At 69.6% G+C, this 25,722-nt stretch carries 26 protein-coding genes and 1 tRNA gene; 23 read left to right on the forward strand and 4 right to left on the reverse strand.

What is annotated here, in order from left to right:
- Positions 1-96: 96 nt before the first annotated feature.
- Positions 97-2,124 carry a TonB-dependent receptor plug domain-containing protein gene (locus AC3WRV_RS16010; RefSeq protein ID WP_492314027.1) on the forward strand — a complete coding sequence of 676 codons (2,028 nt, stop codon included), beginning with the start codon at positions 97-99 and terminating at the stop codon, positions 2,122-2,124.
- A gap of 117 nt (positions 2,125-2,241) precedes the next feature.
- Positions 2,242-4,278: a TonB-dependent receptor plug domain-containing protein gene (locus AC3WRV_RS16015; RefSeq protein WP_492314028.1), complete on the forward strand. Its 2,037-nt coding sequence runs from the start codon at positions 2,242-2,244 to the stop codon at positions 4,276-4,278.
- Between the two features lie 105 nt (positions 4,279-4,383).
- Here AC3WRV_RS16015 and AC3WRV_RS16020 read toward each other — a convergent pair whose 3' ends face one another.
- Positions 4,384-6,066 carry a peptide MFS transporter gene (locus AC3WRV_RS16020; RefSeq protein WP_492314029.1) on the reverse strand — a complete coding sequence of 561 codons (1,683 nt, stop codon included), beginning with the start codon at positions 6,064-6,066 and terminating at the stop codon, positions 4,384-4,386.
- Positions 6,067-6,303: 237 nt separating this feature from the next.
- Here AC3WRV_RS16020 and AC3WRV_RS16025 point away from each other — a divergent pair, with 237 nt between their 5' ends.
- The 14 genes from AC3WRV_RS16025 (at position 6,304) to AC3WRV_RS16090 (ending at position 15,979) form a co-directional block, all read left to right on the forward strand.
- The gene (locus AC3WRV_RS16025; RefSeq protein ID WP_291838768.1) at positions 6,304-7,239 is read left to right on the forward strand and encodes a TroA family protein; all 936 of its coding nucleotides are present in this window, start codon (positions 6,304-6,306) and stop codon (positions 7,237-7,239) included.
- A complete protein-coding gene (locus tag AC3WRV_RS16030; RefSeq protein ID WP_492314030.1) occupies positions 7,236-8,225 on the forward strand; it encodes a FecCD family ABC transporter permease in 990 nt (329 codons plus the stop codon). The genes AC3WRV_RS16025 and AC3WRV_RS16030 overlap by 4 nt, the downstream gene beginning before the upstream one ends.
- Positions 8,222-8,926: an ABC transporter ATP-binding protein gene (locus tag AC3WRV_RS16035; protein ID WP_492314031.1), complete on the forward strand. Its 705-nt coding sequence runs from the start codon at positions 8,222-8,224 to the stop codon at positions 8,924-8,926. The genes AC3WRV_RS16030 and AC3WRV_RS16035 overlap by 4 nt, the downstream gene beginning before the upstream one ends.
- 39 nt (positions 8,927-8,965) lie before the next feature.
- A complete protein-coding gene (locus tag AC3WRV_RS16040; RefSeq protein ID WP_492314032.1) occupies positions 8,966-10,030 on the forward strand; it encodes an isoaspartyl peptidase/L-asparaginase family protein in 1,065 nt (354 codons plus the stop codon).
- Positions 10,027-10,392: a cupin domain-containing protein gene (locus AC3WRV_RS16045; protein WP_291837581.1), complete on the forward strand. Its 366-nt coding sequence runs from the start codon at positions 10,027-10,029 to the stop codon at positions 10,390-10,392. The genes AC3WRV_RS16040 and AC3WRV_RS16045 overlap by 4 nt, the downstream gene beginning before the upstream one ends.
- Entirely contained in the window at positions 10,389-10,859 is a 471-nt protein-coding gene (locus AC3WRV_RS16050) for a methyltransferase family protein (RefSeq protein WP_492314033.1), read from the forward strand. The genes AC3WRV_RS16045 and AC3WRV_RS16050 overlap by 4 nt, the downstream gene beginning before the upstream one ends.
- A complete protein-coding gene (locus tag AC3WRV_RS16055) occupies positions 10,850-11,116 on the forward strand; it encodes a hypothetical protein (RefSeq protein WP_291837587.1) in 267 nt (88 codons plus the stop codon). Before AC3WRV_RS16050 ends, AC3WRV_RS16055 begins: the two co-directional genes overlap by 10 nt.
- An 83-nt stretch (positions 11,117-11,199) precedes the next feature.
- The gene (locus tag AC3WRV_RS16060; protein ID WP_492314034.1) at positions 11,200-11,940 is read left to right on the forward strand and encodes a hypothetical protein; all 741 of its coding nucleotides are present in this window, start codon (positions 11,200-11,202) and stop codon (positions 11,938-11,940) included.
- Positions 11,941-11,998: 58 nt separating this feature from the next.
- Complete coding sequence (locus AC3WRV_RS16065) at positions 11,999-13,012, forward strand: fumarylacetoacetate hydrolase family protein (RefSeq protein WP_291837593.1); 1,014 nt, start codon at positions 11,999-12,001, stop codon at positions 13,010-13,012.
- Between the two features lie 107 nt (positions 13,013-13,119).
- Positions 13,120-13,929, forward strand: coding sequence for a hypothetical protein (locus AC3WRV_RS16070; protein WP_492314035.1), 810 nt, complete (start codon positions 13,120-13,122; stop codon positions 13,927-13,929).
- 87 nt (positions 13,930-14,016) lie between these two features.
- Positions 14,017-14,550 carry a CcdC protein domain-containing protein gene (locus tag AC3WRV_RS16075; RefSeq protein ID WP_291837599.1) on the forward strand — a complete coding sequence of 178 codons (534 nt, stop codon included), beginning with the start codon at positions 14,017-14,019 and terminating at the stop codon, positions 14,548-14,550.
- 5 nt (positions 14,551-14,555) lie between these two features.
- Positions 14,556-15,338 (forward strand): energy transducer TonB, encoded by a 783-nt coding sequence (locus AC3WRV_RS16080; RefSeq protein WP_492314036.1) that lies wholly within the window; start codon positions 14,556-14,558, stop codon positions 15,336-15,338.
- 49 nt (positions 15,339-15,387) lie between these two features.
- Positions 15,388-15,472: transfer RNA gene (locus tag AC3WRV_RS16085), tRNA-Leu, on the forward strand.
- A gap of 147 nt (positions 15,473-15,619) precedes the next feature.
- On the forward strand, positions 15,620-15,979 hold the full coding sequence (locus AC3WRV_RS16090) for a hypothetical protein (protein ID WP_291837606.1): 360 nt from the start codon (positions 15,620-15,622) through the stop codon (positions 15,977-15,979).
- 239 nt (positions 15,980-16,218) lie between these two features.
- On the opposite strand, the gene AC3WRV_RS16095 is transcribed toward AC3WRV_RS16090, so the two are convergent.
- From AC3WRV_RS16095 to AC3WRV_RS16105, 3 genes are read right to left on the reverse strand one after another with little or no spacing between them, the layout of a single operon-like run.
- Complete coding sequence (locus AC3WRV_RS16095) at positions 16,219-16,395, reverse strand: hypothetical protein (RefSeq protein WP_291837608.1); 177 nt, start codon at positions 16,393-16,395, stop codon at positions 16,219-16,221.
- The gene (locus AC3WRV_RS16100) at positions 16,392-16,613 is read right to left on the reverse strand and encodes a hypothetical protein (protein ID WP_492314037.1); all 222 of its coding nucleotides are present in this window, start codon (positions 16,611-16,613) and stop codon (positions 16,392-16,394) included. Before AC3WRV_RS16100 ends, AC3WRV_RS16095 begins: the two co-directional genes overlap by 4 nt.
- Positions 16,610-16,747: a hypothetical protein gene (locus AC3WRV_RS16105; RefSeq protein WP_291837611.1), complete on the reverse strand. Its 138-nt coding sequence runs from the start codon at positions 16,745-16,747 to the stop codon at positions 16,610-16,612. Before AC3WRV_RS16105 ends, AC3WRV_RS16100 begins: the two co-directional genes overlap by 4 nt.
- Positions 16,748-17,027: 280 nt before the next feature.
- On the opposite strand from AC3WRV_RS16105, the gene AC3WRV_RS16110 reads away from it, so the two are divergent.
- From AC3WRV_RS16110 to AC3WRV_RS16140, 7 genes are all read left to right on the forward strand, one after another.
- Positions 17,028-17,120: a potassium-transporting ATPase subunit F gene (locus tag AC3WRV_RS16110; RefSeq protein ID WP_492314038.1), complete on the forward strand. Its 93-nt coding sequence runs from the start codon at positions 17,028-17,030 to the stop codon at positions 17,118-17,120.
- A 12-nt stretch (positions 17,121-17,132) separates the two neighbouring features.
- Entirely contained in the window at positions 17,133-18,836 is a 1,704-nt protein-coding gene (kdpA, locus tag AC3WRV_RS16115; RefSeq protein WP_492314039.1) for a potassium-transporting ATPase subunit KdpA, read from the forward strand.
- A gap of 34 nt (positions 18,837-18,870) precedes the next feature.
- Positions 18,871-20,919 (forward strand): potassium-transporting ATPase subunit KdpB, encoded by a 2,049-nt coding sequence (gene kdpB, locus AC3WRV_RS16120; RefSeq protein ID WP_492314095.1) that lies wholly within the window; start codon positions 18,871-18,873, stop codon positions 20,917-20,919.
- 19 nt (positions 20,920-20,938) lie between these two features.
- Positions 20,939-21,673, forward strand: a complete 735-nt coding sequence (locus tag AC3WRV_RS16125; RefSeq protein ID WP_492314040.1) for a TorF family putative porin — start codon at positions 20,939-20,941, stop codon at positions 21,671-21,673.
- Between the two features lie 11 nt (positions 21,674-21,684).
- The gene (kdpC, locus tag AC3WRV_RS16130) at positions 21,685-22,260 is read left to right on the forward strand and encodes a K(+)-transporting ATPase subunit C (protein WP_492314041.1); all 576 of its coding nucleotides are present in this window, start codon (positions 21,685-21,687) and stop codon (positions 22,258-22,260) included.
- 2 nt (positions 22,261-22,262) lie between these two features.
- Positions 22,263-24,938, forward strand: a complete 2,676-nt coding sequence (locus tag AC3WRV_RS16135) for a DUF4118 domain-containing protein (protein WP_492314042.1) — start codon at positions 22,263-22,265, stop codon at positions 24,936-24,938.
- A gap of 66 nt (positions 24,939-25,004) precedes the next feature.
- Positions 25,005-25,694 (forward strand): winged helix-turn-helix domain-containing protein, encoded by a 690-nt coding sequence (locus tag AC3WRV_RS16140; RefSeq protein ID WP_291838579.1) that lies wholly within the window; start codon positions 25,005-25,007, stop codon positions 25,692-25,694.
- Positions 25,695-25,722 lie beyond the last annotated feature (28 nt).

Below are 25,722 nucleotides of genomic sequence, written 5' to 3' on the forward strand. Positions count from 1 at the left end.
TGCTGTCGCCGATTTAATCCACCTGTCCGTCTTGTAACTGGAGACAAGCAAACCATCCGGTCACACCTCTCGTCACACGACGAGGGGAGTTTCGCAATGACCAGAACCATTCTGTTGGCGACCACAGCGCTGTTGCTGACCGCCGGCGCCGCCGCCGCTCAGACGCCGCCGCCTGTACAGGCCGAAGCGGGTCAGCAGGGCGTGCTGATCTTCGAACCCGCCTTCTTCGCCGACCAACAGCCGAACACCGCGCTGGACATGGTCAACCGCGTCCCCGGCTTCAGCGTCAACGACGGCGACGGCAGCCGCGGCTTCGAGGGCTCCGTCGGCAACATCCTCATCAACGGCTCGCGGCCCGCCTCCAAGAACGACACCGGCTCCAATGTCCTGTCGCGCACCCTGGCCGCCCAGGTCCTGCGCATCGAGCTGATCCGCGGCGGCGCCCCCGGCATCGACATGCAGGGCTTCTCGGTCGTCGTGAACGTCATCACCCGCAGCGAGTCCAGCCGACAGTCGGTCTTCACCGGCAACGCCGCCCTGTTCGAGGGCGGGAACGACGTCTACGGCGGCTCGTGGCAGTTCACGGCCAAGGACGGCGACCGCACCTGGGGCTTCACCCTCAGCGACGGCATGTCGACCAGCGACTCCAACGGCGTCGGCCCGGTCGTCCGCCGCGACGGCGCCGGGACCATCCTGCGTCAGGAAGACTTCTTCAACGACCAGTCCGGCGGCGGGAATTCGCTGCGGGTCAACTACGCCAGCCCCTTCCTGGGCGGCAAGATCGACCTGACCGCCCGCTACGGGATCAACGACTTCTCGAACATAAACCTGCAGACCTCGCCCACCGTGCGGCGTGAGAGCGTGTACGCCGAGGACGGCGCCAGCGGCGAGTTCGGCCTGGTCTACACCCGCGATATCGACAGCCGCCTGAAGTCCGAAACCCGTTTCATCCACGAGTTCTCCGACAACGATTCGAGCGCCTTCTCGCGGGTCACGGAAAATGCGGTGAACGCGCCAGAGCAGCGCTTCTCCTCGGTCAGCGAGAGCTCCGAGACCATCCTGCGCAGCCTGCTGCGCTACGAGCATTCCCCCAAGCTCACCATCGAGACCGGCGGCGAGATCGCCTACAACATGCTGGAGACCGAGCAGGCCTTCAGCGTCGGCGGCGTGGCGGTTCCGCTGCCCTCGGCCTCGGTCAAGGTCGAGGAGACGCGCGGCGAGCTTTTCGCCAAGGGAACCTGGCGGCTGCGCGACAACCTGACCTTGGAAAGCGGCGTGCGTGTCGAGGCCTCGACCATCAGCCAGTCGGGCGACGCGGACAAGGAGAAAAGCTTCTACTTCATCAAGCCGCGCTTCCTGGCCACCTGGACGCCGAGACCCAACAACCAGTTCCGGCTGCGCTTCGAACGCGAGGTCGGACAGCTGAACTTCAGCGACTTCGCCGCTTCGGCCGAACTGGAGGACGAGAACGTCTTCGGCGGCAACATCGACCTGGAGCCCGAACAGCGCTGGATCAGCGAGCTGGCCTATGAGCGCCGCTTCTGGGGCGATGGTATCGTCAGCATCACCCTGCGCCACGATGAGATCAGCGACGCCATCGACGTGATCCCGCTGGACGGCGGCCTGTCGGCCAACGGCAACATCGGCGATGGAACGCTGGACCAGTTGGCGGTGAACATCCTGGTGCCGATGGACAAGGTCGGCTTCACGGGCGGCCGCGTCGGCTTCCGCAACACCTGGAACAAGACCGAGGTCACCGATCCGACCACCGGCGAGACGCGCCCGATCTCAGACGTGCGCCCCACACAGGCGACCATCACCATCGCTCAGGACATCAAGTCCTGGAACCTGCAGTGGGGCGGCGCCTGGCTGCCGCTGCTGGGCCTGGCGAGCTACGACCCCGACCAGAGGTTCAGCTGGCGCGGCAAGGACTATTTCGAGCTCTGGGCCGAATACAAGCCGACCCCGACCCTGTCGTTGCGGGCTCAGATCAACGTCTGGAACGACTTCGACCAGGAACGCATCGTCTACGGCGACCGCCTGACCCGGCCGATCGCCTACATCGAAACCCGTCAGATCGACCCGCGGACCTTCTACCAGCTGCGCCTGCGCAAGACGTTCTGATCGGCTCCGGAGGCGGCGGCGGTTTCCCTTTGACCGCCGCCGGTTCACACACCTGTCCCGCTTGTAACTGGAGCCGGCGGGGCTTCGCAGGCAACCTCTACCGACAGGGGAGACGTCATGCACAAGGCATTCTGGCTAGCGAGCGTCGCAGCGTCCGTCCTCATAACCCCGGCCCTGGCGCAGACCGCGCCGCCTGCCCCCGAAACCATCGCCCAGCAGGGCGTGCTGGTGTTCGACCCCGTCTTCTTCGCCGACAGCCGCCCGGACACGGCGTTCGACATGATCACGCGCCTGCCGGGCTTCGCCTTCAACTCCGGCGACAGCGACACGCGCGGCCTGGCCGGCGCGTCGGGCAACGTCCTGATCGACGGCCAGCCGCCCTCGGCCAAGACAGATAATCTGGAGGCGGTCCTGCGCCGCATCTCGGCCGCAGGGGTCGCCCGCATCGAGCTGATCCGCGGCGGCGCTCCTGGCATCGACATGCAGGGCCATCCGGTCGTCGCCAACGTCGTTCTGGCGCGCCAAGTGACCACCGAACGGGTGCTGGAGCTGAACAGCTACATCTATCCCGACGGCCATCTCGGTCCGCTTCTGGCGGCCCGCTATTCCCGTCGCGACGGCGACAACCAGATCGAAGGCTCGATCAGCGCCACCTCCGACCGCACGGACGGCACGGGCGACGGCTTCCGTCGGCGCTACGACGCGTCGGGCAATCTGGTCCAGGACGCCGACCTGGTGCTGTGGGATCGCTTCCGCAACGTGCGCGGCACCGGCGCCGTACAACGCCGCCTCGCCGGCGGTCGCCTGCGCATCACCGGCCTGCTGGGCTGGTTCAGCAATGAGAACGCCCAGGACGTCCTGATCCGCTCGGGTCCCGGAACCGACAGTCGCAACGACGAGGAAGACCACGGCATCGACAGCGAGCTGGGCGTCAGCTGGGTCCGGGACCTTGGGCCGCGCACCGCGCTCGAGCTGACCGGCCTGCAGCGCTACGAAACCGAGGACTACACCGGCGTCTCCGCCAGCGGCGGGAACAGCTCGACCTTCACCTCCGACGACACCGAGGGAGAGTCGATCGCCCGCGTCGAGCTGCGCCATCGCCCCTCGGACCAGTGGTCGGTCGAGACCGGCGGCGAGGTGGCGTGGAACTTCCTCGACAGCGCCACGACCTATTCCGAGAACGGCGTGCCCGTTCCCCTGCCCTCGGCCTCGGTGCGGGTCGAGGAGCTGCGGGGGGAGGTCTTCGGCCAGGCCACCTGGCGACCCAATCCCGAGTTCACCCTCGAGTTCGGCGTACGGGTCGAGGTGTCCGAGATCAGCCAGACGGGCGACAGCGACCTGAGCAAGTCGTTCGTCTATCCCAAGCCCCGCATCCAGGCGACGTGGACGCCGTGGACCGGGCACCAGTTCCGCTTCCGGGTCGAGCGGACGGTGGGCCAGCTCGACTTCGGCGATTTTGTCGCCTCGGCCGACATCGACATCGGCCAGGTCGAGGGCGGCAACCCCGATCTGGCGCCGTCGCAGGAGACGGTGTTCGAGGCCTTCTACGAGCGCCGCTTCTGGGACAAGGGCGTCTTCGACGTGACCGTCCAGCATGCCGAGGTCCAGGACGTGGTCGATGTGATCCCGCTGGCGGGGGGCTTCGACGGCGTCGGCAACATCGGCGACGGGACCTCGAACTTCTACCAGGTGCGCCTGACGCTGCCGATGGACCGGCTGGGCCTGTCCAACGCCCGTCTGCAAACTCGCGGCAGCTGGTCACAGACCCGCGTCACCGACCCGGTCACCGGCCAGGAGCGCCGCTTCGAGGGCAACCAGGCCTTCGGCTGCGGCGTCAACTTCAACCAGGACCTGAAGGGCGGTCGCTGGTCCTACGGCTTCGACCATGGCTGCAATGTCGACAAGGGCCGCATCTTCCGGGTGCGCGAGATCCGCGCCCTCTACGCTGAGCCGGGCGTATCGCTCTATGGCCAGTGGAAGCCGCGGCCCGACCTGACCGTCCGCGTCGACATGGGCAACGCCAGCGACCGGGCCCAGGGCTATAACCGCGACCTCTACAGCGGACCGCGCGACGTGGCGCCGGTCGTCACCCACGAGGTGCGCCGCACGAAGATGAGCCCTTGGCTGTTCCTGCAGATAAGAAAGACCTTCTGAAGAAGGCGTCCCTCCGTCCCCCGGAAACTGAGGATGCCCCGGTGCATCAAAAAGGGCGGGACCGCGAGGTCCCGCCCTTCCTGTGTGATCAACCCGTGAGGGCGATCAGTGGATGCCCGCCATGCCCTTCTTGAGGAGCGGCGAGATGATCAGCAGGAACACGCCCACGCCGACGCCGACCCAGCCGATGGTCCCGAAGATGGAACCATAGGTTTCCAGGGCCAGGGCGCGGTCGGTGACGACGCCCGCCACCGTGTCGGTCGCGGTTGCCTTGGCGATGATGCCGGCCACGATGTGCGCCACGGAGCTGGACAGGAACCACACGCCCATCATCAGGCCGACCACGCGCGCCACCGAAAGCTTGGTGATCATCGAAAGGCCGACCGGCGAAATGCAGAGCTCGCCGATGGTGTGGAAGAAGTAGGTCAGGAACAGGAACAGCAGCGGCACGCGGAAGTCCGCATTGGCCAGATTGCCCGCCGCCCACATCAGCACCAGGAAGCCGATCCCGACGAACATCAGACCGAACGAGAACTTCACCGGAGTGGAGGGTTCGGCGTTGCGCTTGGCCAGCCAGACCCACAGCGCCGCCATGATCGGACCGCCCAGAACGATGATGCCCGGGTTGAACATCTGCGTCATGGCCGCATTGAACCACGAGGGCATCTGGGTCGACTGGTCGGCGAACAGGGTCAGCGACGAGCCGGCCTGTTCAAACAGGGCCCAGAACAGGACCGAGAAGAAGATCAGCACCTGGGCGACCAGCATGCGGCTCCGCTCGGAGCCCTTCAGCTTGAAGACCGTGTAGCCGACAACCAGGGTGAAGATGACGCCCGCGAGCCACGGCAGCAGGTTCTCGATGATCTCGTGTCGCTGCATCAGAAGCCAGGTCGGGAAGACCGCGACCAGGCCGGCGATCCAGAAGAACGGCACCAGCGGCACGCCCAGGATGCTGCGCCCCTGAACCGGAACCGGCGGTGCGCCGCGGCCCTCGAGCCAGCCCTGGCCGAGCACGAAGGTCAGCAGGCCGAACAGCATGCCCACGCCCGCCAAGCCGAACCCGTAGGCCCAGCCGTACTTGATTCCGAGATAGGAACAGGCCGCGGTGGCCAGGAACGAACCCAGGTTGATGCCGACATAGAAGATGGTGAAGCCGCCGTCGCGACGCGGGTCGTTCTCTTCGTAGAGCGCCCCCACGACGGTGGAGATGTTGGCCTTCAGGAAGCCGACCCCGACGATGATCAGGGACAGGGCGAAGAACAGGATCGGTTCGCCCAGCGCCAGGTCGCGGTTGGTCTCCAGGCTGTAGCCGCCCACGGGCGTGAAGGCCGGGAAGCCGCCGGCGGTCGGAGCCGCGACAGCATTGGCGGCTGCCGGCTCGGCGCCGACGGTCGAGACGCCTTGCGGCGTGATCGAGATATGAACCCGCTCGTCGCCGTTGACGGCGAACATCTTGCGGTTCTGGTCTCGGCCTTCGACCTGAAGTTCGTAGGTCGTGGCGCCGATGGTCAGGCGCTCACGCCCGCCCGTGCCCTCGAAGGCCATGGTGAAGTGGCCGGCCACCAGCAGCACCGCGCCGATGATGACCGCCTTGCGCGATCCCAGATACCGGTCCGCGATCAGGCCGCCCAGCACAGGCATCAGATACACCAGCGCGGCGTAGGCCGCGTAGATGCCCTGCGCCTCGCCGGTGCTGAACAGGAAATGTTGGGTCAGATAGAGGACCAGCAGGGCCCGCATGCCGTAGTAGGAGAAGCGCTCCCACATCTCGGTGAAGAACAGGATCACCAGCCCGCGCGGATGTCCCAGAAATGTCTTGCGGGGCCCGGCGGTAAGCGCGCCCCCTGTGTCCGTCGTACTCAACGGCCAACTCCCATTTTGCCTTGCGCCCCACCTGACGCGATGGGCGCATAAGCAGCACGCGGATGAAGACCGGACAAGAGTTAAGGGTAAATTGGCGCCGAGGTGGCTTGCCGCCCCCCCTGACGGCAGGATAGGCCCGCCGGACAGGCGGCAGGTAAAAGCATGACGACTCGGCGCGCGACCCTGATCGGATTGGCCGGCGGCCTGGCCGCGGCCGCCTGCTCGCGCGCGCCCACAGTGACGGGCGACGTAGTCGCCGCGGGCCAACCCGCCGCCCTGCTGATCTGGGCCGTCGCCCGCGAGCGGCTGGCGGGATGGCCGCGCAAGCCGGACCCCGAATGCCTGGCTGGACTGGCGCCCGGCGCCGCGGCGCTGCCCGAGCTGGGCGGGCTGGCCGGACCGGGACGGCAGGCCGGACTGGAAGCCATCGCCGCCCTGCGCCCGAGCCTGATTCTCGACTACGGCGACACCGATGCGCAGAACGTCCAGCGCGGGGTCCGGATCAAGGCGCGGTTGAACCTGCCCTGGACCCTGATCGACGGCGCCCTGACCCGCATTCCCGAAGCCTTCCGACAAGCCGGAGGGCTGCTCGGCGCCGCCGAGCGCGGCGCCAGCCTGGCCGACGACGCCGAACGGGTGCTGGCCGACTGGCGCAGGTCGCCGCCGGGCCGAAGCTTCTACTACGCCCGCGGCGCCGACGGGCTGGAGACCGGCTTCCGCGGCGCCCTGGCTACCGAGGTGCTCGAGGGCGCCGGCTGGACCAATGTCGCGGTCGGCGCGACCGACATCGGACGGGTCACCCGCGAACAAATCATCGCCTGGGACCCCGAAGTGCTGGTCACCCTGAACGAGGGCTTCGCGCGTACCGCCCTGCACAGCGAGGTCTGGCGCCGCCGTCCCAACGGCGGGATGCGCCGCATCCTGCTGCTGCCCGACAAGCCGTTCGGCTGGATCGACCGGCCGCCGTCGGTGAACCGTCTGCTGGGCTGCGCCTGGCTGGCCTCTCCCGGCGACAGCGCCATGGCGCTGGCCATGCTGAGCCGCCGCCTCTACGGGCTGGCTCCGGCCGAAATCCGCCGCCCGCAATGGCTCGATTGAGAGGCGTTCCAGCCTGGGTCCCGACCGCCGCTCTGACGCTGGCGGCCCTCGCCGCCGCGACCGCCGTCCTGTGCTCCGGCCCGCTGTCGGTCGCCCCGGCCGACCTCGCCGCCGCCCTGTTCGGACGCGGCTCGCCCGAAGCGGAGCTGGCCCTGGCCCTGCGCGGCCCCCGCCTGCTCGCGGCCCTGACCTGCGGCGCGGCGCTGGCGGGCGCGGGGGCGGGCTTTCAGATCCTGTTCCGTAACCCCCTGGCCTCGCCCGACCTGCTCGGCGTCTCTTCCGGCGCGGGCTTCGGCGCGGCGGTCGCCCTGCTGCTGGGCGCCGGGGTCTTCATGACCCAGACCGCCGCCTTCATCGGCGGGCTCGCCGCCGGGGCGCTGGCGGTCGGCTGCGCGGCGCTGACCCGCAGCGGCGACGGGCGGCTGGCCCTCATCCTGTGCGGGGTGGTGGCCGGCGCGCTGGCCTCCGCCGGACTGGGGCTCGTGGTCACCCTGGCCGAGCCCTATTCCCAGCTTCCGGCCATCACGTACTGGCTGCTGGGCTCCTTCACCCGCGCCACCTTGTCGGAGGCGGCCCTCGCCCTGGTCCCCGCCGCGCTGGGGGCCGTGATCCTGCTGTGGCTGGGTTTCCGGCTGGACGTGCTGTCTCTGGGGGACGAGCAGGCGCGCTCATTGGGCCTGCCCGCGCGGCCCCTGCGCATCCTCGCCCTGTGCGCCGCCGCCCTGATGACCTCCGCGGCGGTGGCCGTGGCCGGCGTGGTCGGCTGGATCGGCCTGCTGGCGCCCCACGCCGCGCGGCTGGTCGTCGGCGAACAGGCCGGGCGGCTGATCCCCGCCGCCATGGCGATGGGCGCCCTGTTCGCGCTTGTCATCGACCGCCTGGCCTCGGCCTTCGGCCCTGCGGAGCTGCCCGTCGGCCTGCTGTCCGCCGCCGTCGGCGCCCCGGCCTTCCTGCTGCTGTTCGTGATCAGTGCGAGGCGGGCATGAGCCTGATCCTAGAACAACTGGTCGCGGGCCGCCGCGACTTCCGCCTGCCGCTGCTCGATCTGGCCGTCGCGCCGGGCGAGGTCGTGGCCCTGATCGGTCCCAACGGCGCCGGCAAGACCACCCTGCTGAAGACCGTCGCGGGCCTGCTGCCCCCGCTGCACGGCCGTACCGTGGGGGCCGGACCGGCCGCCTATCTGCCGCCGCCGGGCGCCGTGTCGGCCGCCTTCTCCGCCCTGCATGTGGCCGCCCTGGGCCGGGCGGGACGGCGGCGCTGGTCCTCGGCCCTCGCCCCCGACGACCTGGACGCCGCCCGCGCCGCCCTCGTCCGGCTCGAGGTCGCCGATCTCGCGGACCGCCCTTTCGACCGCCTGTCCAGCGGCCAGCAGCAGCTGGTCCTGATCGCCCGCCTGTTCGTGCAGGACGCCGCCGTCTGCCTGCTGGATGAACCCCTGGCTCTGCTCGACCCCGCCCACAGCCTGCAGGTCGAGACCGCGATCCGGGCGCTGGCGGGCGAGGGGCGCGCCGTCATCGCCTCCACCCACCATCTGCCCTTCGCCGTGCGCGCCGACAGGGTGTTGTCGCTGGGACCGGACTGGATCGAATCGGCGAGCCCCGCAGCCGCCCTCGCGCCCGACCGCCTGCGCGCCTTGTTCGGGGTCGAGACCACCGCCTGCCCCTGCTGCGGCCATGCTGTCTCCTGAGCCCTTGAGTTGACGGCCCGGGTGGCCGACCCTGCGGTCATGACCCGTCTCCGCCTCGCCCTGGCCGCCGCCGTCTTCGCCCTGATCGCCGCGCCCGCCGCGGCGCAGGAGACGCCCCGCTGGTCCTTCGCCATCCACGGCGGCGCCGGGGTCATCGAGCGCGCCAGCCTGACGCCCGAGCAGGACGCCGCCTACCGCGCCGCCCTGCACCGCGCGCTGGAGGCCGGACAGACGATCCTGGCCGACGGCGGCTCGGCGCTGGACGCCATCCAGGCGGCGATCCAGGTCATGGAGGACGATCCGCTGTTCAACGCCGGACGCGGCGCCGTCTTCACCGCCGAGGGCCGCAACGAGCTGGACGCCGCGGTCATGGACGGCGCGACCCTGAACGCCGGATCGGTCGCCGGCCTGACCACCACCCGCCACCCCATCGGCGCCGCCCGCGCGGTGATGGAGCAATCGCCCCACGTCATGCTGATCGGCCCGGGCGCCGACAGCTTCGCGGCATCCGTCGGACTGGAGCAGGTCGATCCGAGCTTCTTCTTCACCGAGCGCCGCTGGCGGGGACTGGAGACCGCCCTACGCGCCCAGAACCTGCCGATCCCGCCCCGTCCCGCCGGCGCGCCGGGGCCGCAGGCCGCCAACGACCTGCCGCAGCCGCCCCTGAACGAGCGCAAATTCGGCACCGTCGGCGCGGTCGCGCTTGACCAGCAGGGCCGTCTCGCCGCCGGCACCTCCACCGGCGGCATGACCGCCAAACGCTGGGGCCGCGTCGGCGACGTGCCGGTGATCGGCGCCGGCACCTACGCCTCCAACGCCGACGGCTGCGCGGTCTCGGCGACCGGCTCGGGCGAGTATTTCATCCGCGCGACCGTGGCGCGGGACATCTGCGTCAGCACGCGGGGCGGCGCGACCGCACAGGCGGCGGCCGAGACCGAGATCGCGGACGTGGGCTCGATCGGCGGCGACGGGGGCGTGATCGTCATGGGCCGCGACGGAGCGCCCGCCTTCGCCATGAACACCTCCGGCATGTATCGCGGCGCCGTCTCCAGCTCCGCGCCGGCCCAGGTCGCCATCTATGGCGATGAGGACCTCCAGCCGTGACCGCCGCCATCGATCTGACCGAGAAGTTCGCCGCCTTCTCCGATCACTGGCGGCCGCGCGTCGCCGCCCAGTTGAATGGTCAGGACGTTCGGCTGGTGAAGGTGCAGGGCGTCTTTCCGTGGCACAGCCACGCCGACGCCGAGGAGATGTTCCTGGTCTGGAAGGGGCGCTTCCGGGTCGAGTTCCGCGACCGGATCGTCACCCTCGACCCCGGCCAGTTCATCGTCGTGCCGCGCGGTGTCGAACACCGCACCGCCGCCGACGAGGAGGCCGAGGTGATGATCTTCGAGCCGTCCGAGGTCATCAACACCGGCGACGCACCCGTCTCCGACTTCACCGCTCCGTCGGGACAGACCGTATGACCGCCCGCGACACCCCCGGCGTCCTCGCCCCGCCGCCGCTGATCTATCTCGCCTTCCTTCTGGCGGGCTGGGGTCTGGGCCAGCTGTTCCACGACTCCTCGCTGGGGCTGGACACCAACCTGCGCCGCGGTCTGGCGTTCGGCCTCGTGATCGGCGGCCTGCTGATCGAAATGATCGCCCTCGGCCGATTCCGCCGCTGGGGCACCGCGCCCGAGCCGTGGAAGCCCTCGACCGCCCTGATCACCGACGGCCTGTATCGCTTTAGCCGCAACCCGATCTACATCGGCTTCGCCGTCATCCATATGGGCTTCGCGGTCGCCATGGACAGCTCGGCGGCGCTCGCCGCACTTCTGCCCTGCCTGGTCGTCATCCACCGCTTCGTGATCCTGCGCGAGGAACGCTACCTTTCGCAGAAATTCGGCGCCGCCTGGGACGCCTATCGCTCGAAGGTGCGCCGATGGCTGTGAACGAAGACGAACTGTCCGTGGTGGCCATCGAGGAGCTGGACGCCGCCTGCGCCCTGCCGTGGCCCGACATGAAGGCCGTCACGCCTTGGGGCGACACCTATGAGGGCGTCGCGCCGTCCGGCCGCGAGGTCGAGATCGAGCGCCGCTACCTGTGGGCCCACCAGCCCGAGGGCGCCATCGCTGTCGAGGTCGAGGTGCGCCTGATCGGGGGCCGCGAAGGCGCCGAGGCCAAGGCCTTGATCCACCCGCCCGGCTGAATCCACAAAACCGTTAACCTTTTCCCGTTGCCAAGCGCTGCCGTCGGCGCAGAATGCCGTTCGGTCCTCTCAGCGGGTATTGCATGTCCTACGGCCCAGACTTCGCCACGGCCGATCCGGCCAACGCCCCGCTCGACGCCCCCCTCTATCTGGGCGCGGACCCGGTGCTGTGGGGCGCCCTGATCCTGCTGTTGCTCGCCGCCGTCCTGCTGGGCTGGTTCCTCGGCGCGCGCGCGGCGCCGAAGACCGGCGACGCCTCGGCCTCGATCTGGAAGGCCATCGACGGCGCGGCCAAGGACGCCATGAAGGCGGACGACAGCGCCCTCAAGGGCCGGGCCGAACATCTGCTGGGCGTGGTCGACAACCGTCTGGGCAAGACCCTGGCGCTCGCCGGCGGCAAGGACGGCCTGTCCGCGTGCGTGAAGGCCCTGCGCTCCGCCGTCGACGGCAAGGTGCCCGAGAAGCCCAAGGACAGCCACGACGCTCCGAAGGCCGACCCTGACAAGGCCCGTGACGGCCATGGTCATGACGACAAGCCTGCCGACGACCACGGCCATGGCCCGGCCGCCAGCGCCGCGACGGCCAACATCACCATCAACGTCGCCCCGCCGGCGCCCGCCAAGCCGGACAAGCCCCACCACGATCATCATCCGGCCCCCGCACCGCGTAAGGAGATGACGGTGCGCGAACAGACCGACGCCCTGCGCCTCGCCGTCGCAGCCTTCAATGAACACTGGCGGCACGAGAAGGCCCGCATCCGGGCGCTGCGGGCCGCGCTGGCCGAGCTGTCCGGCGTCGACGGGCCGCGTTTCAGCCACGACTGACGACACGATCCCGCGACAGGCGGTTTCCCGAACGCCGGAAACCGCTTAAGCCGGAAACATGAAACTCGCCTCGCTCAAGCACGGTCGTGACGGCCGCCTCGTTCTCGTTTCCAGCGACCTCGCCTGGTTTACCGACGCCTTCCTGATCGCGCCGACCCTGCAGGCGGCGCTGGACAACTGGGACCGGGTCGAGCCCGACCTGCGGGCCCTGGCTGAAAGCCTGGAGCACGGCGGCGTGCCGCGCGGCCGCTTCCACGAGCGCGACGCCGCCTCGCCCCTGCCCCGCGCCTACCAGTGGGCGGACGGCTCGGCCTATGTGAACCACGTCGCCCTGGTGCGTCAGGCCCGCAACGCCGAAATGCCCGACAGCTTCTGGACCGATCCCCTGATGTATCAGGGCGGTTCGGACGGTTTCCTCGCCCCGCGCGACGCCATCCCGCTGGCCGACGAAAGCTGGGGATGTGATCTCGAGGCCGAGATCGTCGTCGTCACCGGCGACGTGCCCCAGGGCGTGACCCGCGAAGAGGCCCTGTCGCACATCCGCCTGGTCGGTTTGGTCAACGATGTGTCGCTGCGCAACCTGATCCCGGCCGAGCTGGGCAAGGGCTTCGGCTTCGTCCAGTCCAAGCCCGCCAGCGCCCTGTCGCCGGTCTTCGTCACCCCCGACGCCCTCGGCGATCGCTGGGTCGACGGCAAGCTGCACGGCGCCCTGGCAGTCCAGCTGAACGGCGAGGACTTCGGCAAGGCCGACGCCGGGGTCGACATGACCTTCGACTTTGGAACCCTGATCGCTCACCTGGCCAAGACCCGCGCCCTGTGCGCCGGCACGGTGATCGGTTCGGGCACCGTTTCGAACCGCGACGCCGACGGCGGCCCGGGCAAGCCGGTGTCCGAGGGCGGCCTCGGCTACTCCTGCATCGCCGAGGTCCGCACGGTCGAGACCATCCTGCGCGGCAAGCCCGAAACGGCCTTCCTCAAGCATGGCGACACCGTCCGCATCGAGATGCTGGACGACAAGCACCACTCCATTTTCGGCGCCATCGAGCAAACTGTCGGTCCGGTTGCGGGCTGACGCCTTTTCGCCTTTCTGTCGGTGTTAAGCTTGGCCACGACAACAAGGGAATGGGGAGTAGACTAATGAACCGGAAGTCGCTTTGGCGCACGATCGGTATGACCTGCATGGCGCTCGCAGCCGTGCCGGCCTTGGCCCAGGATGCGGGTGAGGATTGGGATTTCGGGCGCGATGAATCGCGGAACCTGAGCATCGCCGCCGTCACCTTCCAGAATTTCGGCGTCGCCGTACGCTGCGCCAACGACCGGCTGAGCGTCGTGGTCTCGGGCCTGCCTGCGGGCTCCGGCCGCCGGTCGCTGGGCTGGAGCCTCAACGGCTCCGCCGACCGGACTTCGCAATGGGTGTCGGCGCGCAACAGCACCTCGGCGTTCGCGGTCTGGCCGCGCAGCGTCGCCACCGACCTGAGCCATGGCGGTCGCCTCAATGTCTCCATCGCGGATGGAAGCCGAGTGCGCCGGTACGAGGTCGACATTCCGGCGTCCAACCAGGCCGTCGGGCGCGTCTTCGAGGCCTGCGGCCTCAGCCTGACCACCCCCGCCGATGTCGCGCCGTCCGGTGAAAGCTTCGTCGGCCTGCGTTGGGACCGCGCGCCGCGCCCCAGCCTCCCCAACCGTTCGGAAAGCTTCGAGGCCGGCCTGGCCGGGATCCAGTGCACGGTCCAGGCCGATGGATCGCTGCGCGGCTGCCGCGCCGAAAGCGAGTTCCCGGAAAACGGCGGCTTCGGGCGCGCCGCCGTGCTCGGCGCCCACCGTTCGGGCCGGGTGTCTCCGATCGTTCAGGGCGAGTCCATCGCCGGTCGGACGATCAGCTTCGTCACCAACTACGGACAGCTCGAAGGCAACTACATGGAATCGCCGCCCAGCCGCCTGCCGGGCCGTGACGAGATCTACAATCCGCAGCGCGTGACCCCCAACTAGGTCTCGAACGCCGGCCCGTCTTTACGCGGGCTCAAGACGGACTAAGCTTCCCCCGTTCGCCGATCAGCGCGAACGGGGGAAGTCTTCGTGACGCAAGAACAACTCATTCCGCTCATCGCCATCGCGGTGGTGATCCCGCTCGTCCTGCTGCGCAATCGCAGACCCCGGACCCTGCGCATCGAGTACATGTGGGTGGCGCCCCTGCTGGTCGTGGCCGCCATCGGCTTCGGCATCTGGGGCATGACCGTCAGCGGGCGCGGCCACGCGCCGGTCGAGCCTCTGTCCCTGCTGATCCTCGCCGTCGGCCTGGCGCTGGGCTGCGCCTTCGGCTGGCAGCGCGGCAAGATGACCACGATCTACAAGGAGCCGGACGGCACGCTGAAGGCCCAGGCCTCGCCCATCGGCCTGGTCATCATCATCGCCATCCTGATCGCGCGCCAGACGCTGCGCCCGTGGCTCGAGGCCCACGCCGCCGACTGGCACGTCAATCCGCTCGCGATCCTCGAAGCCTTCATGCTTTTCGCCGCGGGGACCGTTGTGGTCCAGCGCATCGAAATGTGGATCCGCGCCCGCAACATCCGCCACGGCGGCGCCGACGCCCATGTCGAGACCGAGGCCTGACACCCATGCGCCTGACCAAGACCCTTCTCGCCGCCGCCGTCTGCGCGCTCGGCGCCTCTCCCGCCCTCGCCCAGCAGGCGGCCGAGGACTGGGACCTGACCACCAACGCCGAACAGCAGCTGACCCTGGCCACGCTCGACTTCGGCGCCAACGTCCTGGCCCTGCGCTGCCGCGCGGGCGACCTGGACATGCTGGTGACCGGCGTCCCGGTCTCCACCGGCGCGACGCGCAAGGTGCGGGTGTCGGCCGGGGCCATCGCGGCCGAGGACCAGGTCTGGATCGCCCAGCCCGGCCAGCCCGTCCTGGGCGCCGACGAGCCCGCCCGGCTGGCGCGCCAGCTTCGCGCCGGCGGCGATCTGGACATCCGGCTGGATCCCGAAGGTCCGACCGATCGCTCGCACCGCTACCGCCTGACCGTCCCGGCCTCCGCCGCCGCGGTGGACGCCGTCCTGACCGCCTGCGCCAAACCGCTGGATGAGCCGCGAGACCTGCTGGTGCGCGTCTCCGAACCCGTCACCTGGAGCGCAATGCCCATCCCGGCCTTCCCAAGGAGTCCGGCCGCGCAGACCGCGGGCCGGGGACGGGTCGGTCTGTCCTGCATCGTCTCGCCGGAATGGGGGCTCACGGACTGTCGGGTCGAGAGCGAGACGCCGCCGGACGCAGACTTCGGCGCCAGCGCGCTGCGAAGCGCCCGTGACGCGCGCCTGAATCCTCCGACGAACGGGACGGATATTCGTGGCCAGTTGCTGGTCTTCGCCATGCAGTTCGAACCGCCGGGCGGCCGGTGACCTGAGGCGAGTTGCATTCGTGCGACCGCCCCTGTAGGCGCAACGTCATGCGGGCGTGGTGAAACTGGTAGACGCGCCGGACTCAAAATCCGGTTCCGAAAGGAGTGTCGGTTCGAGCCCGACCGCCCGCACCAATCGACTCAAGGCGTGAGATTCATGCCGACGCGAGCCCAGCGCCCCAACACACTCATCGCGCGCACAATCTTGTGACTTTGGGTTGCCGATCCGGCGCCCCCTACTGCCTCGCGCCAAGCTTGGCTTTATTTTTGTAGGAGGGTCTCATGCTGAAGAACATCCTGGCCGCGACGGCGGCCGGTCTGGTCATGGCCGCGTCGCTCGGTGCCGCCGCCCCCGCCCCCACGGCCGCCGCGGCGGCCTCGGTCCAGCAGTACTATCCCGGTCCCGGGGTCTATTGCTTCGGCCCGAACCAGTGCTTCCCGATCGCCTATTCCTATGAGGTCTACTCCGACGCCGAGCACACCAACTATATCGGCGGCGGCTATGACACCTGCGTCCAGTCCGGCTCGATGATCTACGTCAGCTCACCCAACCTGCCGTCCGGCTATGAGGTGAAGACGCCGATGTACGTCTGTACCGAGATGGGGCCGTTCGAGCCGGGCGACTGGAACCCGCCGGCCTGATGAGCTCCTGGGGGCGATCCGCAAGGGTCGCCCTTTCTGCATGGAAAAGCCCCCGTCGGAAGGGGACCAACGGGGGCTCCGACGTTCATCGGGTCAGACCGGGGTGAGGAACTCCGGGCCGTTAGGCGAACGCACTATCTGAACGGATGATTTCAGCCAGTCCGTCGCGCCCCCGGCGGATAATTTTCGATAACGGAGGCGGCTATTCCACTGGTCGGTCCGCCCTCCGCGCCATGACGTCAGCCGCCCGGCGAACCTGCGATGAGCACATAGCCCGGATGGCCGCTGACCTCGTCGCGCGCGGCGCGCAAGGCGGCCTGACGGCTGGTGAAGATGCCGAGCAGCCGCCCGTCGCGCGAAGCGAAGGTCCACAGGCCGTCGGAGGGTCGAACATCGACCGGAACCCGGGCCATCATGCCGACGCCCTCCCGCATTTCCGGCGGCCGGTGAGCCGGTCCGCCTCGGCCTGCAGGCTTCCGGCCAACGCCGCCGCGGCCTCCCGGTCGGCCAGCGCTCCGGTGCGGCAGCCGTTGACGGCGACGCACCAGCCGCCCTTGCACGCCCGCACCCTGTAGCGGCGTGGCCGCAGGGGCCGGACCGACGCCGGAGCGCCGTCCGCATATCCGCTCATCATCGGCCGCGCTCCCGATCCGACGATGGACGGGCGCCGAAAGCCAGGCCCACCAGATCCAGCGTCATGCGCCAGACGCCGGGCGTCCCTTGCGGACGCGGTTTGAGACTGTGGATCAGCAGGGAATTGCGGGTCATTTCGACCTCCGTTGCAGAGGCCCCAAATCGACACCCGGCAGGCCTCAGCGCGCCATTCGAAAAGCGGGGCCGCGCATAAGGGCCGCATAATCCCGATGGCCCGCCCTTACGCTTTCCTTATGCCGCCGCCGCGAAAGCGGATGGCGCGCTTACGCGGTTCGGGAGCCTTGTCCGGCCTTCTTTAGTCGGAGGCTGTCGGCATGGCCGATCTGATCTTTCTGGCGTTGGGCGGTGGGGCGTTTGTCGCCTTCGCCGGTCTCGCCGCTGCAATGAAGAGGATGTGACGATGATCGTTTCCATCCTCTGGGGGGCCGGGGCCGTCGTGGTCGCCGCCTACATGATCGCGGCGCTCGTGCGCCCCGAGCGGTTCTAGGGAGCCGCCGTCATGACTGTTCAAGGTTGGGCGGAAATCGCCCTCACCCTCGGTCTCGCCGCCCTTCTGGGCTGGCCGATCGGGATCTACATGTCGCGTGTCTGGAACGGCGAGCGGACCTGGCTGGATCCGGTGCTGAAGCCGGTCGAGGCCGTCTTCTACAAGGCCTCGGGCGTTGATCCGACCCGCAGCCAAGGCTGGCTCGGCTACGCGAGCGCCCTGCTGGCGTTCAACGCCGTCGGCTTCCTGCTGCTCTACGCCATCCTGCGCCTGCAGGGCGTGCTGCCGCTCAACCCGCAAGGGTTCGAGGGCGTCAGCCCGCATCTGGCGTTCAACACCGCCGTCAGCTTCGTGACCAACACCAACTGGCAGTCCTATGGGGGCGAGTCGACCATGTCGACCTTCACCCAGATGTCCGGGCTGACGGTGCAGAACTTCGTCTCCGCCGCCACCGGCGCGACCATCGCGGCCGCCCTGGCGCGGGCATTCGTCGCCAACCGCGGCGAAGGCGTCGGCAATTTCTGGGCCGACCTGACGCGGACGACGCTGTACGTCCTGCTGCCGCTGGCCTTCATTCTCGCCGTCGTTCTGGTCGGCCTCGGCCTGCCGCAGACCCTGTCGGCGCACGCCACGGCGACCACCCTGGAAGGCGGACAGCAGACCATCAGCCTGTTCCAGACCGCCAGCCAGGTCGCCATCAAGCAGCTAGGCATCAACGGCGGCGGCGTCTTCAACGCCAACGCGGCCCACCCGCTCGAGAACCCCTCGCCCCTTACCAATCTGATCACCGCCGTGGCGATCAACGTCATGGGCTGGGCCGCCTTCTTCGCCTTCGGCCGCAGCGTGCTGGCCAAGCGTGAGGTGAGAGCGCTCGCCATCGCCGCCCTGGTTCTTCTGGGAGCCTGCACCTCGGGCATCTACATCGCTGAAAGCCAGCCCGCGCCGGCGCTCGTCGCCGCCGGGATCGAGCAACCGGTGAACATGGAAGGCAAGGAGACCCGCTTCGGCGTGGCGTCCACCGCCGCCTGGGCCGGTCAAACCACCGGCGCCTCCAACGGCTCGGTCAACGGCATGCACGGCAGTCTGATGCCGCTGGCCGGCGGGCTGACCATGTTCCTGATGCAGCTGGGCGAAATTCTGCCCGGCGGCATCGGCTCGGGCATCGCCATCATGGTCGTCATGGCCATGCTGTCGGTCTTTGTGGCGGGCCTGATGGTTGGTCGCACGCCCGAGTACCTGGGCAAGAAGATCGAGGCGCGAGAGATCCAGTACGCCATGATCGCGGTGCTGGTCCTGCCCCTGGCCATCCTCGGCTTCACGGCCATCGCGGCGGTCTTCCCGACCGCCTTGGCGGGGCTGCTGAACCACGGGCCGCACGGCCTGTCGGAGATGCTTTACGCCTACACCTCGGCGGCGGCGAACAACGGCTCGGCCTTCGCCGGGCTCACGGCCAACGCACCGTGGTGGAACACGACGCTGGGCATCGCCATGCTGGCCGGTCGCTTCGTGCCCGCCGTCGTGGTGCTGGCCATCGCCGGCTCGCTGGTAGCCAAGCCCAAGCTGGCGCCCAGCCCGGGCACGCTCCCTGCCCACGGCGGCCTGTTCATCGGCCTGCTGATCGGCGTCATCCTCATCCTCGGCGGGTTGCAGTTCTTCCCGGCCCTCGCCCTGGGACCCATCGTCGAGCATTTCCAGATGCTCGGCGGGGCGTTCTGAACGGACATCCCCAATGACCTTCGCAAATCCTGAAATGCCGGGCGGCAAGACCCGCCCGGCGCCTCTGGCGGGCGGCCTCAACGGCGCCATGCTGGGCCGCGCGCTCGGCGACGCCTTCGTCAAGCTGGACCCGCGCAAACTGCTGCGCAATCCGGTGATCTTCACCACTTGGATCGTGGCCCTGCTGGCGACCGTCTCGGCGGTCGCGGCGGTGGTGGGCGGCCAGTCGGCCGGCTTCGCCATCCAGCTGGCGCTGTGGCTCTGGGCCACGGTCCTGTTCGCCAACATGGCCGAGAGCGTCGCCGAGGGCCGTGGCAAGGCGGCGGCCGACAGCCTTCGCGCCACCCGGGTGACGACCAAGGCCAAGCTGATCGTCGACCCGAAGACCGGCACGATCGTCCCGACCCCGGCGCATGAGCTCGCGGTCGGCTCGATCATCCTGGTCGAGGCCGGAGATGTGATCGCCTCGGACGGCGAGATCATCGAGGGCGTCGCCTCGGTCAACGAAGCCGCCATCACCGGCGAGAGCGCGCCGGTGATCCGCGAAAGCGGCGGCGACCGGTCCGCCGTCACCGGCGGCACCACCGTGGTGTCGGACTGGATCAAGGTGCGTATCACCTCGGCTCCCGGCTCGACCTTCCTCGACCGCATGATCGCGATGGTCGAGGGCGCCAACCGCCGCAAGACGCCCAACGAGCTGGCCCTATCGGTGCTGCTGGCCGGACTGACCCTGGTCTTCCTGATCGCGGTCGTGACCCTGCTGGGACTGGGCGCCTATTCGGGCGTGAAGCTGGATCCCCTGGTGCTGGGTGCCCTGTTCATCACCCTGATCCCGACAACCATTGGGGGCCTGCTGTCCGCCGTCGGCATCGCCGGCATGGACCGGCTGCTGAAGGTCAATGTGCTGGCCACCTCAGGCCGGGCGGTCGAGGCCGCAGGCGACGTCGACACCCTGCTGCTCGACAAGACCGGCACCATCACCTTCGGCAACCGCATGGCCACCGAGGTCATCCCGGTCCCGGGCGTGCGTCCCGAGGCCGCCCTGCGCGCCGCCGTCACCGCCTCCCTGGCGGACGAGACGCCGGAAGGCCGCTCCATCGTCGAACTGGGCCGCAACGCCGGCATCGTGGTCGAACAGCCGGAAGGCTCCAAGGCCATCCCCTTCACCGCCGTGACCCGCCAGTCGGGTCTGGATGCGGGCAAGGACAGCTGGCGCAAGGGCGCGGTCGACGCCGTACTGAAATCGCTGGCGCTGGACGAGGCCGCCGCCCCGGCCGAGTTCCGCTCGGCCGTGGACCGTATCGCCCGCTCGGGCGGCACCCCCTTGGCCGTGACCGAGAACGGCGCCCTGGTCGGCGTCATCCACCTGAAGGACGTGGTCAAGCCGGGCGTGAAGGAGCGCTTCGCCGAGCTGCGCCTGATGGGCCTGCGCACCGTGATGATCACCGGCGACAACCCGGTGACCGCGGCGGCCATCGCCTCGGAAGCCGGGGTCGACGACTACCTCGCCGAGGCCACCCCTGAGGACAAGATGCGCCTCATCAAGGCCGAACAGGCCAAGGGACGGCTAGTGGCCATGTGCGGCGACGGCGCCAACGACGCCCCGGCCCTCGCCCAGGCCGATGTCGGCGTCGCCATGCAGACCGGAGCGCAAGCCGCCCGCGAAGCCGGCAACATGGTCGATCTCGACTCGGATCCGACCAAGGTCATCGAAATCGTCGAGGTCGGCAAACAGCTGCTCATCACGCGCGGCGCCCTGACGACCTTCTCCATCGCCAACGACGTGGCCAAGTATTTCGCCATCATCCCGGCGATGTTCGTAGTCGCCCTGCCCGCCCTCGGCGCGCTGAACGTCATGCGGCTGGGCTCGCCTGAAAGCGCGATCCTGTCGGCGGTGATCTTCAACGCCCTGGTCATCGTGGCCCTGATCCCGCTCGCCCTTCGCGGGGTGAAGTACCGGGCCGTCGGCGCCGGAAAGCTGCTGGGCCGCAACCTGCTGATCTACGGCCTCGGCGGTCTCGTCGCGCCCTTCGTCGGCATCAAACTCATCGATCTCGTGATCACCGGCCTCGGCCTGGCCTGATCCTGCAAGGACTGAAACCATGAACCGCAAAACCCAACTGAAAGCCTCCGGCCGCAACGACGCCCTGTTCGCCGGCGCCTGCATCGCCGCCCTCGTCATCGTCGGCGTGGCCGGACAGGCCCGGGCCCAAGACGCGACCGGCCCCAAGATCTCTTGGAACGCCGCCGTGACCTCCGACTACGTCTTCCGGGGCGTCAGCCAGACGCAGGAGAACCCGGCGATCTCGGCGGGCGTCGACCTGACCAACGGCGCCTTCTACGCCGGGGCCTGGGCCTCCAACGTCGACTTCGGCGACGAAACCGACGCCGAAGTCGACCTGTACGGCGGCTGGCGGCCCGAGGTCTCCGGCTGGAACCTGGACCTCGGCGGCGTGGCCTACCTCTATACCGGCCAGCCGGACGGGGCCGACTATGACTACGTCGAGCTGAAGGCCGCCGCCTCGCGCGCGGTCGGACCGGTCACCGTCGGCGGCGCCGTCTACTGGTCGCCGGACTTCTTCGGCGCGTCCGAGGACGAGGCGACCTACCTGGAGGCCAACGCCGCCTTCGTACCCGCGGACCGCTGGACGGTCTCGGGCGCGGTGGGCCGTCAGTGGGTGTCGTCGGATCTCGACTACGCCACCTGGAACCTCGGCGCTGCCTACGCCCTGACCGATCACCTGAGCGTCGACGTCCGCTACCACGACACCGACCAGCACGACTTCGGCGACAGCTATGGCGCGCGCGCCGTGGCCTCGCTGAAGGCGGCCTTCTGAGGGGCGATGACATGATCTCCCAACTGCGTCCGGCCCTGGTCATGACGGGCCTCTTCACCCTGCTGCTCGGTGTCGCCTATCCACTGGCGGTCACCGGCATCGGCCAGCTGGCCTTCCCGGATCAGGCGAACGGCAGCCTGATCCGCGACCGGGACGGCACGGTGCGCGGCTCGGCCCTGATCGGCCAGCCGTTCGCGGAAGGCCGCTACCTGCACCCGCGCCCCTCGGCGGCGGGCGACGGCTATGACGCCTCGGCCTCGTCCGGCTCGAACCTCGGCCCCCTCAACGAGGACCTGAAGACCGCCGTCGCCGAGCGCGCCGTCGCGATCCGGGCTGAGAACGGGGCCGGGGTCATCCCCGCCGATGCGGTCACCGCCTCGGGTTCGGGCCTCGACCCGGATATCTCCCCGGCCTACGCTCGGCTGCAGGCCGCGCGCATCGCGACGGCCCGGGGCGTCTCGGTGGAACAGGTCCAGCGCATCATCGGCCGGCACGTCGAACAGCCCACCCTGGGCTTCATCGGCCAGCCGCGCGTGAACGTGCTGATGACCAACCGCGCTCTCGACGCGGAGCTGCCGGCCCCTTGACCATGACTGGACCCGACCCGTCCGCATCGCCAGCCGCCCGCCGCAAGCGTGGGCGGCTGAAGGTGTTTCTGGGCATGTCTCCCGGCGTCGGGAAGACCTATGAGATGCTGCGCGCCGCCCGCCGCCGAAAGGCCGAGGGCGGCGATGTCGTGGTCGGGGTGGTCGAGACCCACGGCCGCCGCGAGACCGAAAGCCTGCTGCGGGGGCTGGAGGTCATGGCCCGTCAGCCGATCGACTATCGTGGCCGCGCCCTGATGGAGTTCGACATCGACGGGGCCCTGACCCGCCGGCCGGGTCTGCTTCTGGTCGATGAATACGCCCACTCCAACGCCCCCGGCTCGCGCCATCCGAAGCGCTGGCAGGACGTGGAGGAGATCCTGGACGCCGGGATCGATGTCTGGACCACCCTGAACGTCCAGCACCTGGAAAGCCTGTCGGACGTGGTGCTGCGCATCACCGGCGTGCGCCAGCGCGAGGCCGTGCCGGACAGCGTGCTCAGCCGCGCCGACGACATCGAAGTCATCGACATCACCCCCGACGAGCTGCGCAAGCGGCTGGGCGAGGGCAAGGTCTATGTGCCCGAGACCGCGCGGCTGGCGTCCGAGAATTTCTTCAAGGTCGAGAACCTGACCGCCCTGCGCGAACTGGCCCTGCGCCGGGCCGCCCAGACGGTGGACGACCAGCTGGTCGCCACCCTGCGCGAGAAGGGCGTCGAGGGTCCCTGGGCGGCGGGCGAGCGCATCCTGGTGCTGATCGGCGGCGACGCCATGGCCGCCACCCTGGTCCGCACCGGACGGCGCATGTCCGACATGATGATGGACGCCCCCTGGACCGTCGCCCACATCGAACGGCCCAGCGGCGGTGTGGCCGACGCGGTCGGCGCCGCGCGCCTGAACGAGGCGGTCAAGCTGGCGGAACAGCTGGGCGGGCGCAGCGTGCGGCTCAGCGGCGACGACGTGGTGCGGACGGTCATGGACTACGTCCGCCGCAACAACATCACCCAGATCGTCCTGGCGCGCGGGCGCGAGAACCGCTTCAGCGCCTTCCTCGGCCGGTCGCTGGCCGCCGAATTGCTGCGCGCCGCCCAGGGCGCCGCCGTCCACATCATCACCGATGCGGGCGGCGAAGCGCCAGAGCGCCGCCTCCGCCTGTGGCCGCCGGCCTCCCACGCGGGCTGGACGGGCTATGCGGTCGGGGTCGGGCTGGTGCTGCTGGCCACCGGTCTGGGCGCCGTGCTGGACCGCAGCTTCGAACGCGTTGACCTGGGCGTCATCTACCTGGCGGCGGTCGTCGGCGCCGGCGTGCTGTATGGCCTTCGCCCCGCGCTGGCGGCGGCGACCGCCGCCTTCCTCGTCTACAACTTCCTGTTCCTGCGCCCGCTGTACAGCCTGGCGATCGGCTCCCCCACCGACCTGCTGACCCTGGTGCTGTTCTGGGCCGTGGCCCTGACCACCGGCGCCTTGGCGGGACGGGTGCGCGAACAGGTCCGCAACGCCCAGCGCCGCGCCTCAGCCGTCTCGGCCTTGCTGGCCGCCAGCCAGACCCTGTCCGGCGCCGAGGACGCCCGCGCCACCGCCCGGGCCCTGGCTGAACAGGCCTCCGCCGCCGCTGGGGCCAAGGCCGTCGTCTTGCTGCCCGAGGGCGAGGACCTGATGGTCGCCGCCTCCGCGCCTCCGGTCGACCCGCCGCTCCAGCTCGGCGCCGCCGCCATGGCCGCCGCGCGCTGGACCTGGGAGAAGGGCGAACCCGCCGGCCACGGCACCGGCACCCTGCCCCAGACCAGTTGGACCTTCCGCCCCCTGCAGGGGGTGCGCGGCCGTTCGGGCGTGGCCGGCATCGAGGCCGACGCCCTGGCGCCCGGCTCGGACGAAGAGCGGCTGGCGCTGGCCATCCTCGACCAGGGCGCCGTCGCCATCGAGCGCGCCGATCTGGCCGGACAGGCGCTGGAGACGGCGACCCTGAAACGGACCGACCGCTTCCGCGGCGCCCTGATGAACTCGGTCAGCCACGACCTGCGCACGCCGCTGTCGACCGTGCTGGGGTCCGCGACCACCCTGATCGACTATGGCGACACCCTGACGCCCGCGATCCGCGCCGACCTGCTGCTCAGCATCCGCGAAGAGGCCGAACGGCTGAACCGCTACGTCGGTGACCTGCTGGACATGACCCGGCTTGAGGGCGGCGGGCTGAACATCAAGTCCGACTGGACCGACGTGCGGGATGTGCTGAACGCCGCCGCCGGGCGTATCTCGCGCCGCCTCGACAAGCGCACCCTGACCCGCGACTTCCCCGCCGACCTCAGCATGATCATGGTCGACGAGGGCCTGCTGGAGCAGGCCGTGGTCAATATTCTCGAGAACGCGATCGCCTACAGCCCCGACGGCTCCCGCATCGAACTGGCCGCCTATGAGGATCGCGGCTCGGTCGTCATCTCCATCGAGGATGAGGGCAAGGGAATCCCCACCGCCGAACTGGAGCGGGTGTTCGACAAGTTCCGCCGCATGGAGGAACCCTCGGACCGGACCAAGGGCGCCGGGCTGGGCCTCGCCATCGCCAAGGGCTTCGTCGAGGCGATGAACGGCCGCATCGCCGCCGCCAGCCCCATCGTCGATGATCACGGCACCCGCGTGCTGATCAGCCTGCCCAAGGCCATCGCCACCCACCGGGACCTGCTATGATCACTCCAGCAAGACGCGTTTTCTTGACGCGAACCGCTCACACTTCGCTTGAAAACGCTTGGGCCTATGTCCGCCGCTAGAACCACCGTCCTGGTCATCGACGACGAAGCGCAGATTCACCGCTTCCTGTCGCCCGCGCTGGACGCCGCCGGCTTCGATCCGAAACGCGCCGACAGCGGACAGGAGGGCCTGCGCGCCATCGCCCTGTGGAACCCCGACGCCGTCGTGCTCGACCTCGGCCTGCCCGACATGGACGGCAAGGACGTGCTGCTCCGTGCTCGCGAATTCTATCAGGGTCCGATCATCATTCTCTCCGCTCGTGACCGCGAGGCCGAGAAGATCGAGGCGCTCGACCTCGGCGCCAACGACTATGTCGAAAAGCCCTTCGGCGTCGGCGAACTGCTGGCCCGACTGCGCGTCGCCCTGCGCCTGAAGACGGGCGCCGACCAGCCGCACGGCCCCATCACGGTCGGCGACCTGGTCATCGACCTGGACCGCCGCCTGGTCACCCGCGCGGGCGAACAGGTGCGCCTGACGCCCAAGGAATACGACGTGCTGGCTCAGCTGGCCCGCGCCGCCGGCAAGGTGATCAGCCACAAGGACCTGCTGACCGCCGTCTGGGGCGCGGCCCACGCCGCCGACACCCAGTACCTGCGCGTCGTCGTCGGCCAGCTCCGGCAGAAGCTGGAGCCCGACCCCGCCCAGCCCCGCTGGATCTCCACCGAACCCGGGGTCGGATACCGGCTGCAGACCTAGGGCTCGGGCGCGGATTACACGCCCGCGA

Source organism: Brevundimonas sp. EU05-FHT14B11, from assembly GCF_058790835.1.

Excerpts from the sequence above, each read along its gene's own strand:
- AC3WRV_RS16010 (WP_492314027.1), top strand. The coding sequence starts at position 97 with ATGACCAGAACCATTCTGTTGGCGACCACAGCGCTGTTGCTGACCGCC.
- AC3WRV_RS16015 (WP_492314028.1), top strand. The coding sequence starts at position 2,242 with ATGCACAAGGCATTCTGGCTAGCGAGCGTCGCAGCGTCCGTCCTCATA.
- AC3WRV_RS16025 (WP_291838768.1), top strand. The coding sequence starts at position 6,304 with ATGACGACTCGGCGCGCGACCCTGATCGGATTGGCCGGCGGCCTGGCC.
- AC3WRV_RS16035 (WP_492314031.1), top strand. The coding sequence starts at position 8,222 with ATGAGCCTGATCCTAGAACAACTGGTCGCGGGCCGCCGCGACTTCCGC.
- AC3WRV_RS16040 (WP_492314032.1), top strand. The coding sequence starts at position 8,966 with ATGACCCGTCTCCGCCTCGCCCTGGCCGCCGCCGTCTTCGCCCTGATC.
- AC3WRV_RS16050 (WP_492314033.1), top strand. The coding sequence starts at position 10,389 with ATGACCGCCCGCGACACCCCCGGCGTCCTCGCCCCGCCGCCGCTGATC.
- AC3WRV_RS16055 (WP_291837587.1), top strand. The coding sequence starts at position 10,850 with ATGGCTGTGAACGAAGACGAACTGTCCGTGGTGGCCATCGAGGAGCTG.
- AC3WRV_RS16060 (WP_492314034.1), top strand. The coding sequence starts at position 11,200 with ATGTCCTACGGCCCAGACTTCGCCACGGCCGATCCGGCCAACGCCCCG.
- AC3WRV_RS16065 (WP_291837593.1), top strand. The coding sequence starts at position 11,999 with ATGAAACTCGCCTCGCTCAAGCACGGTCGTGACGGCCGCCTCGTTCTC.
- AC3WRV_RS16070 (WP_492314035.1), top strand. The coding sequence starts at position 13,120 with ATGGCGCTCGCAGCCGTGCCGGCCTTGGCCCAGGATGCGGGTGAGGAT.
- AC3WRV_RS16080 (WP_492314036.1), top strand. The coding sequence starts at position 14,556 with ATGCGCCTGACCAAGACCCTTCTCGCCGCCGCCGTCTGCGCGCTCGGC.
- AC3WRV_RS16090 (WP_291837606.1), top strand. The coding sequence starts at position 15,620 with ATGCTGAAGAACATCCTGGCCGCGACGGCGGCCGGTCTGGTCATGGCC.
- AC3WRV_RS16095 (WP_291837608.1), bottom strand. The coding sequence starts at position 16,395 with ATGATGGCCCGGGTTCCGGTCGATGTTCGACCCTCCGACGGCCTGTGG.
- AC3WRV_RS16100 (WP_492314037.1), bottom strand. The coding sequence starts at position 16,613 with ATGATGAGCGGATATGCGGACGGCGCTCCGGCGTCGGTCCGGCCCCTG.
- AC3WRV_RS16105 (WP_291837611.1), bottom strand. The coding sequence starts at position 16,747 with ATGACCCGCAATTCCCTGCTGATCCACAGTCTCAAACCGCGTCCGCAA.
- kdpA (WP_492314039.1), top strand. The coding sequence starts at position 17,133 with ATGACTGTTCAAGGTTGGGCGGAAATCGCCCTCACCCTCGGTCTCGCC.
- kdpB (WP_492314095.1), top strand. The coding sequence starts at position 18,871 with ATGCCGGGCGGCAAGACCCGCCCGGCGCCTCTGGCGGGCGGCCTCAAC.
- AC3WRV_RS16125 (WP_492314040.1), top strand. The coding sequence starts at position 20,939 with ATGAACCGCAAAACCCAACTGAAAGCCTCCGGCCGCAACGACGCCCTG.
- kdpC (WP_492314041.1), top strand. The coding sequence starts at position 21,685 with ATGATCTCCCAACTGCGTCCGGCCCTGGTCATGACGGGCCTCTTCACC.
- AC3WRV_RS16135 (WP_492314042.1), top strand. The coding sequence starts at position 22,263 with ATGACTGGACCCGACCCGTCCGCATCGCCAGCCGCCCGCCGCAAGCGT.
- AC3WRV_RS16140 (WP_291838579.1), top strand. The coding sequence starts at position 25,005 with ATGTCCGCCGCTAGAACCACCGTCCTGGTCATCGACGACGAAGCGCAG.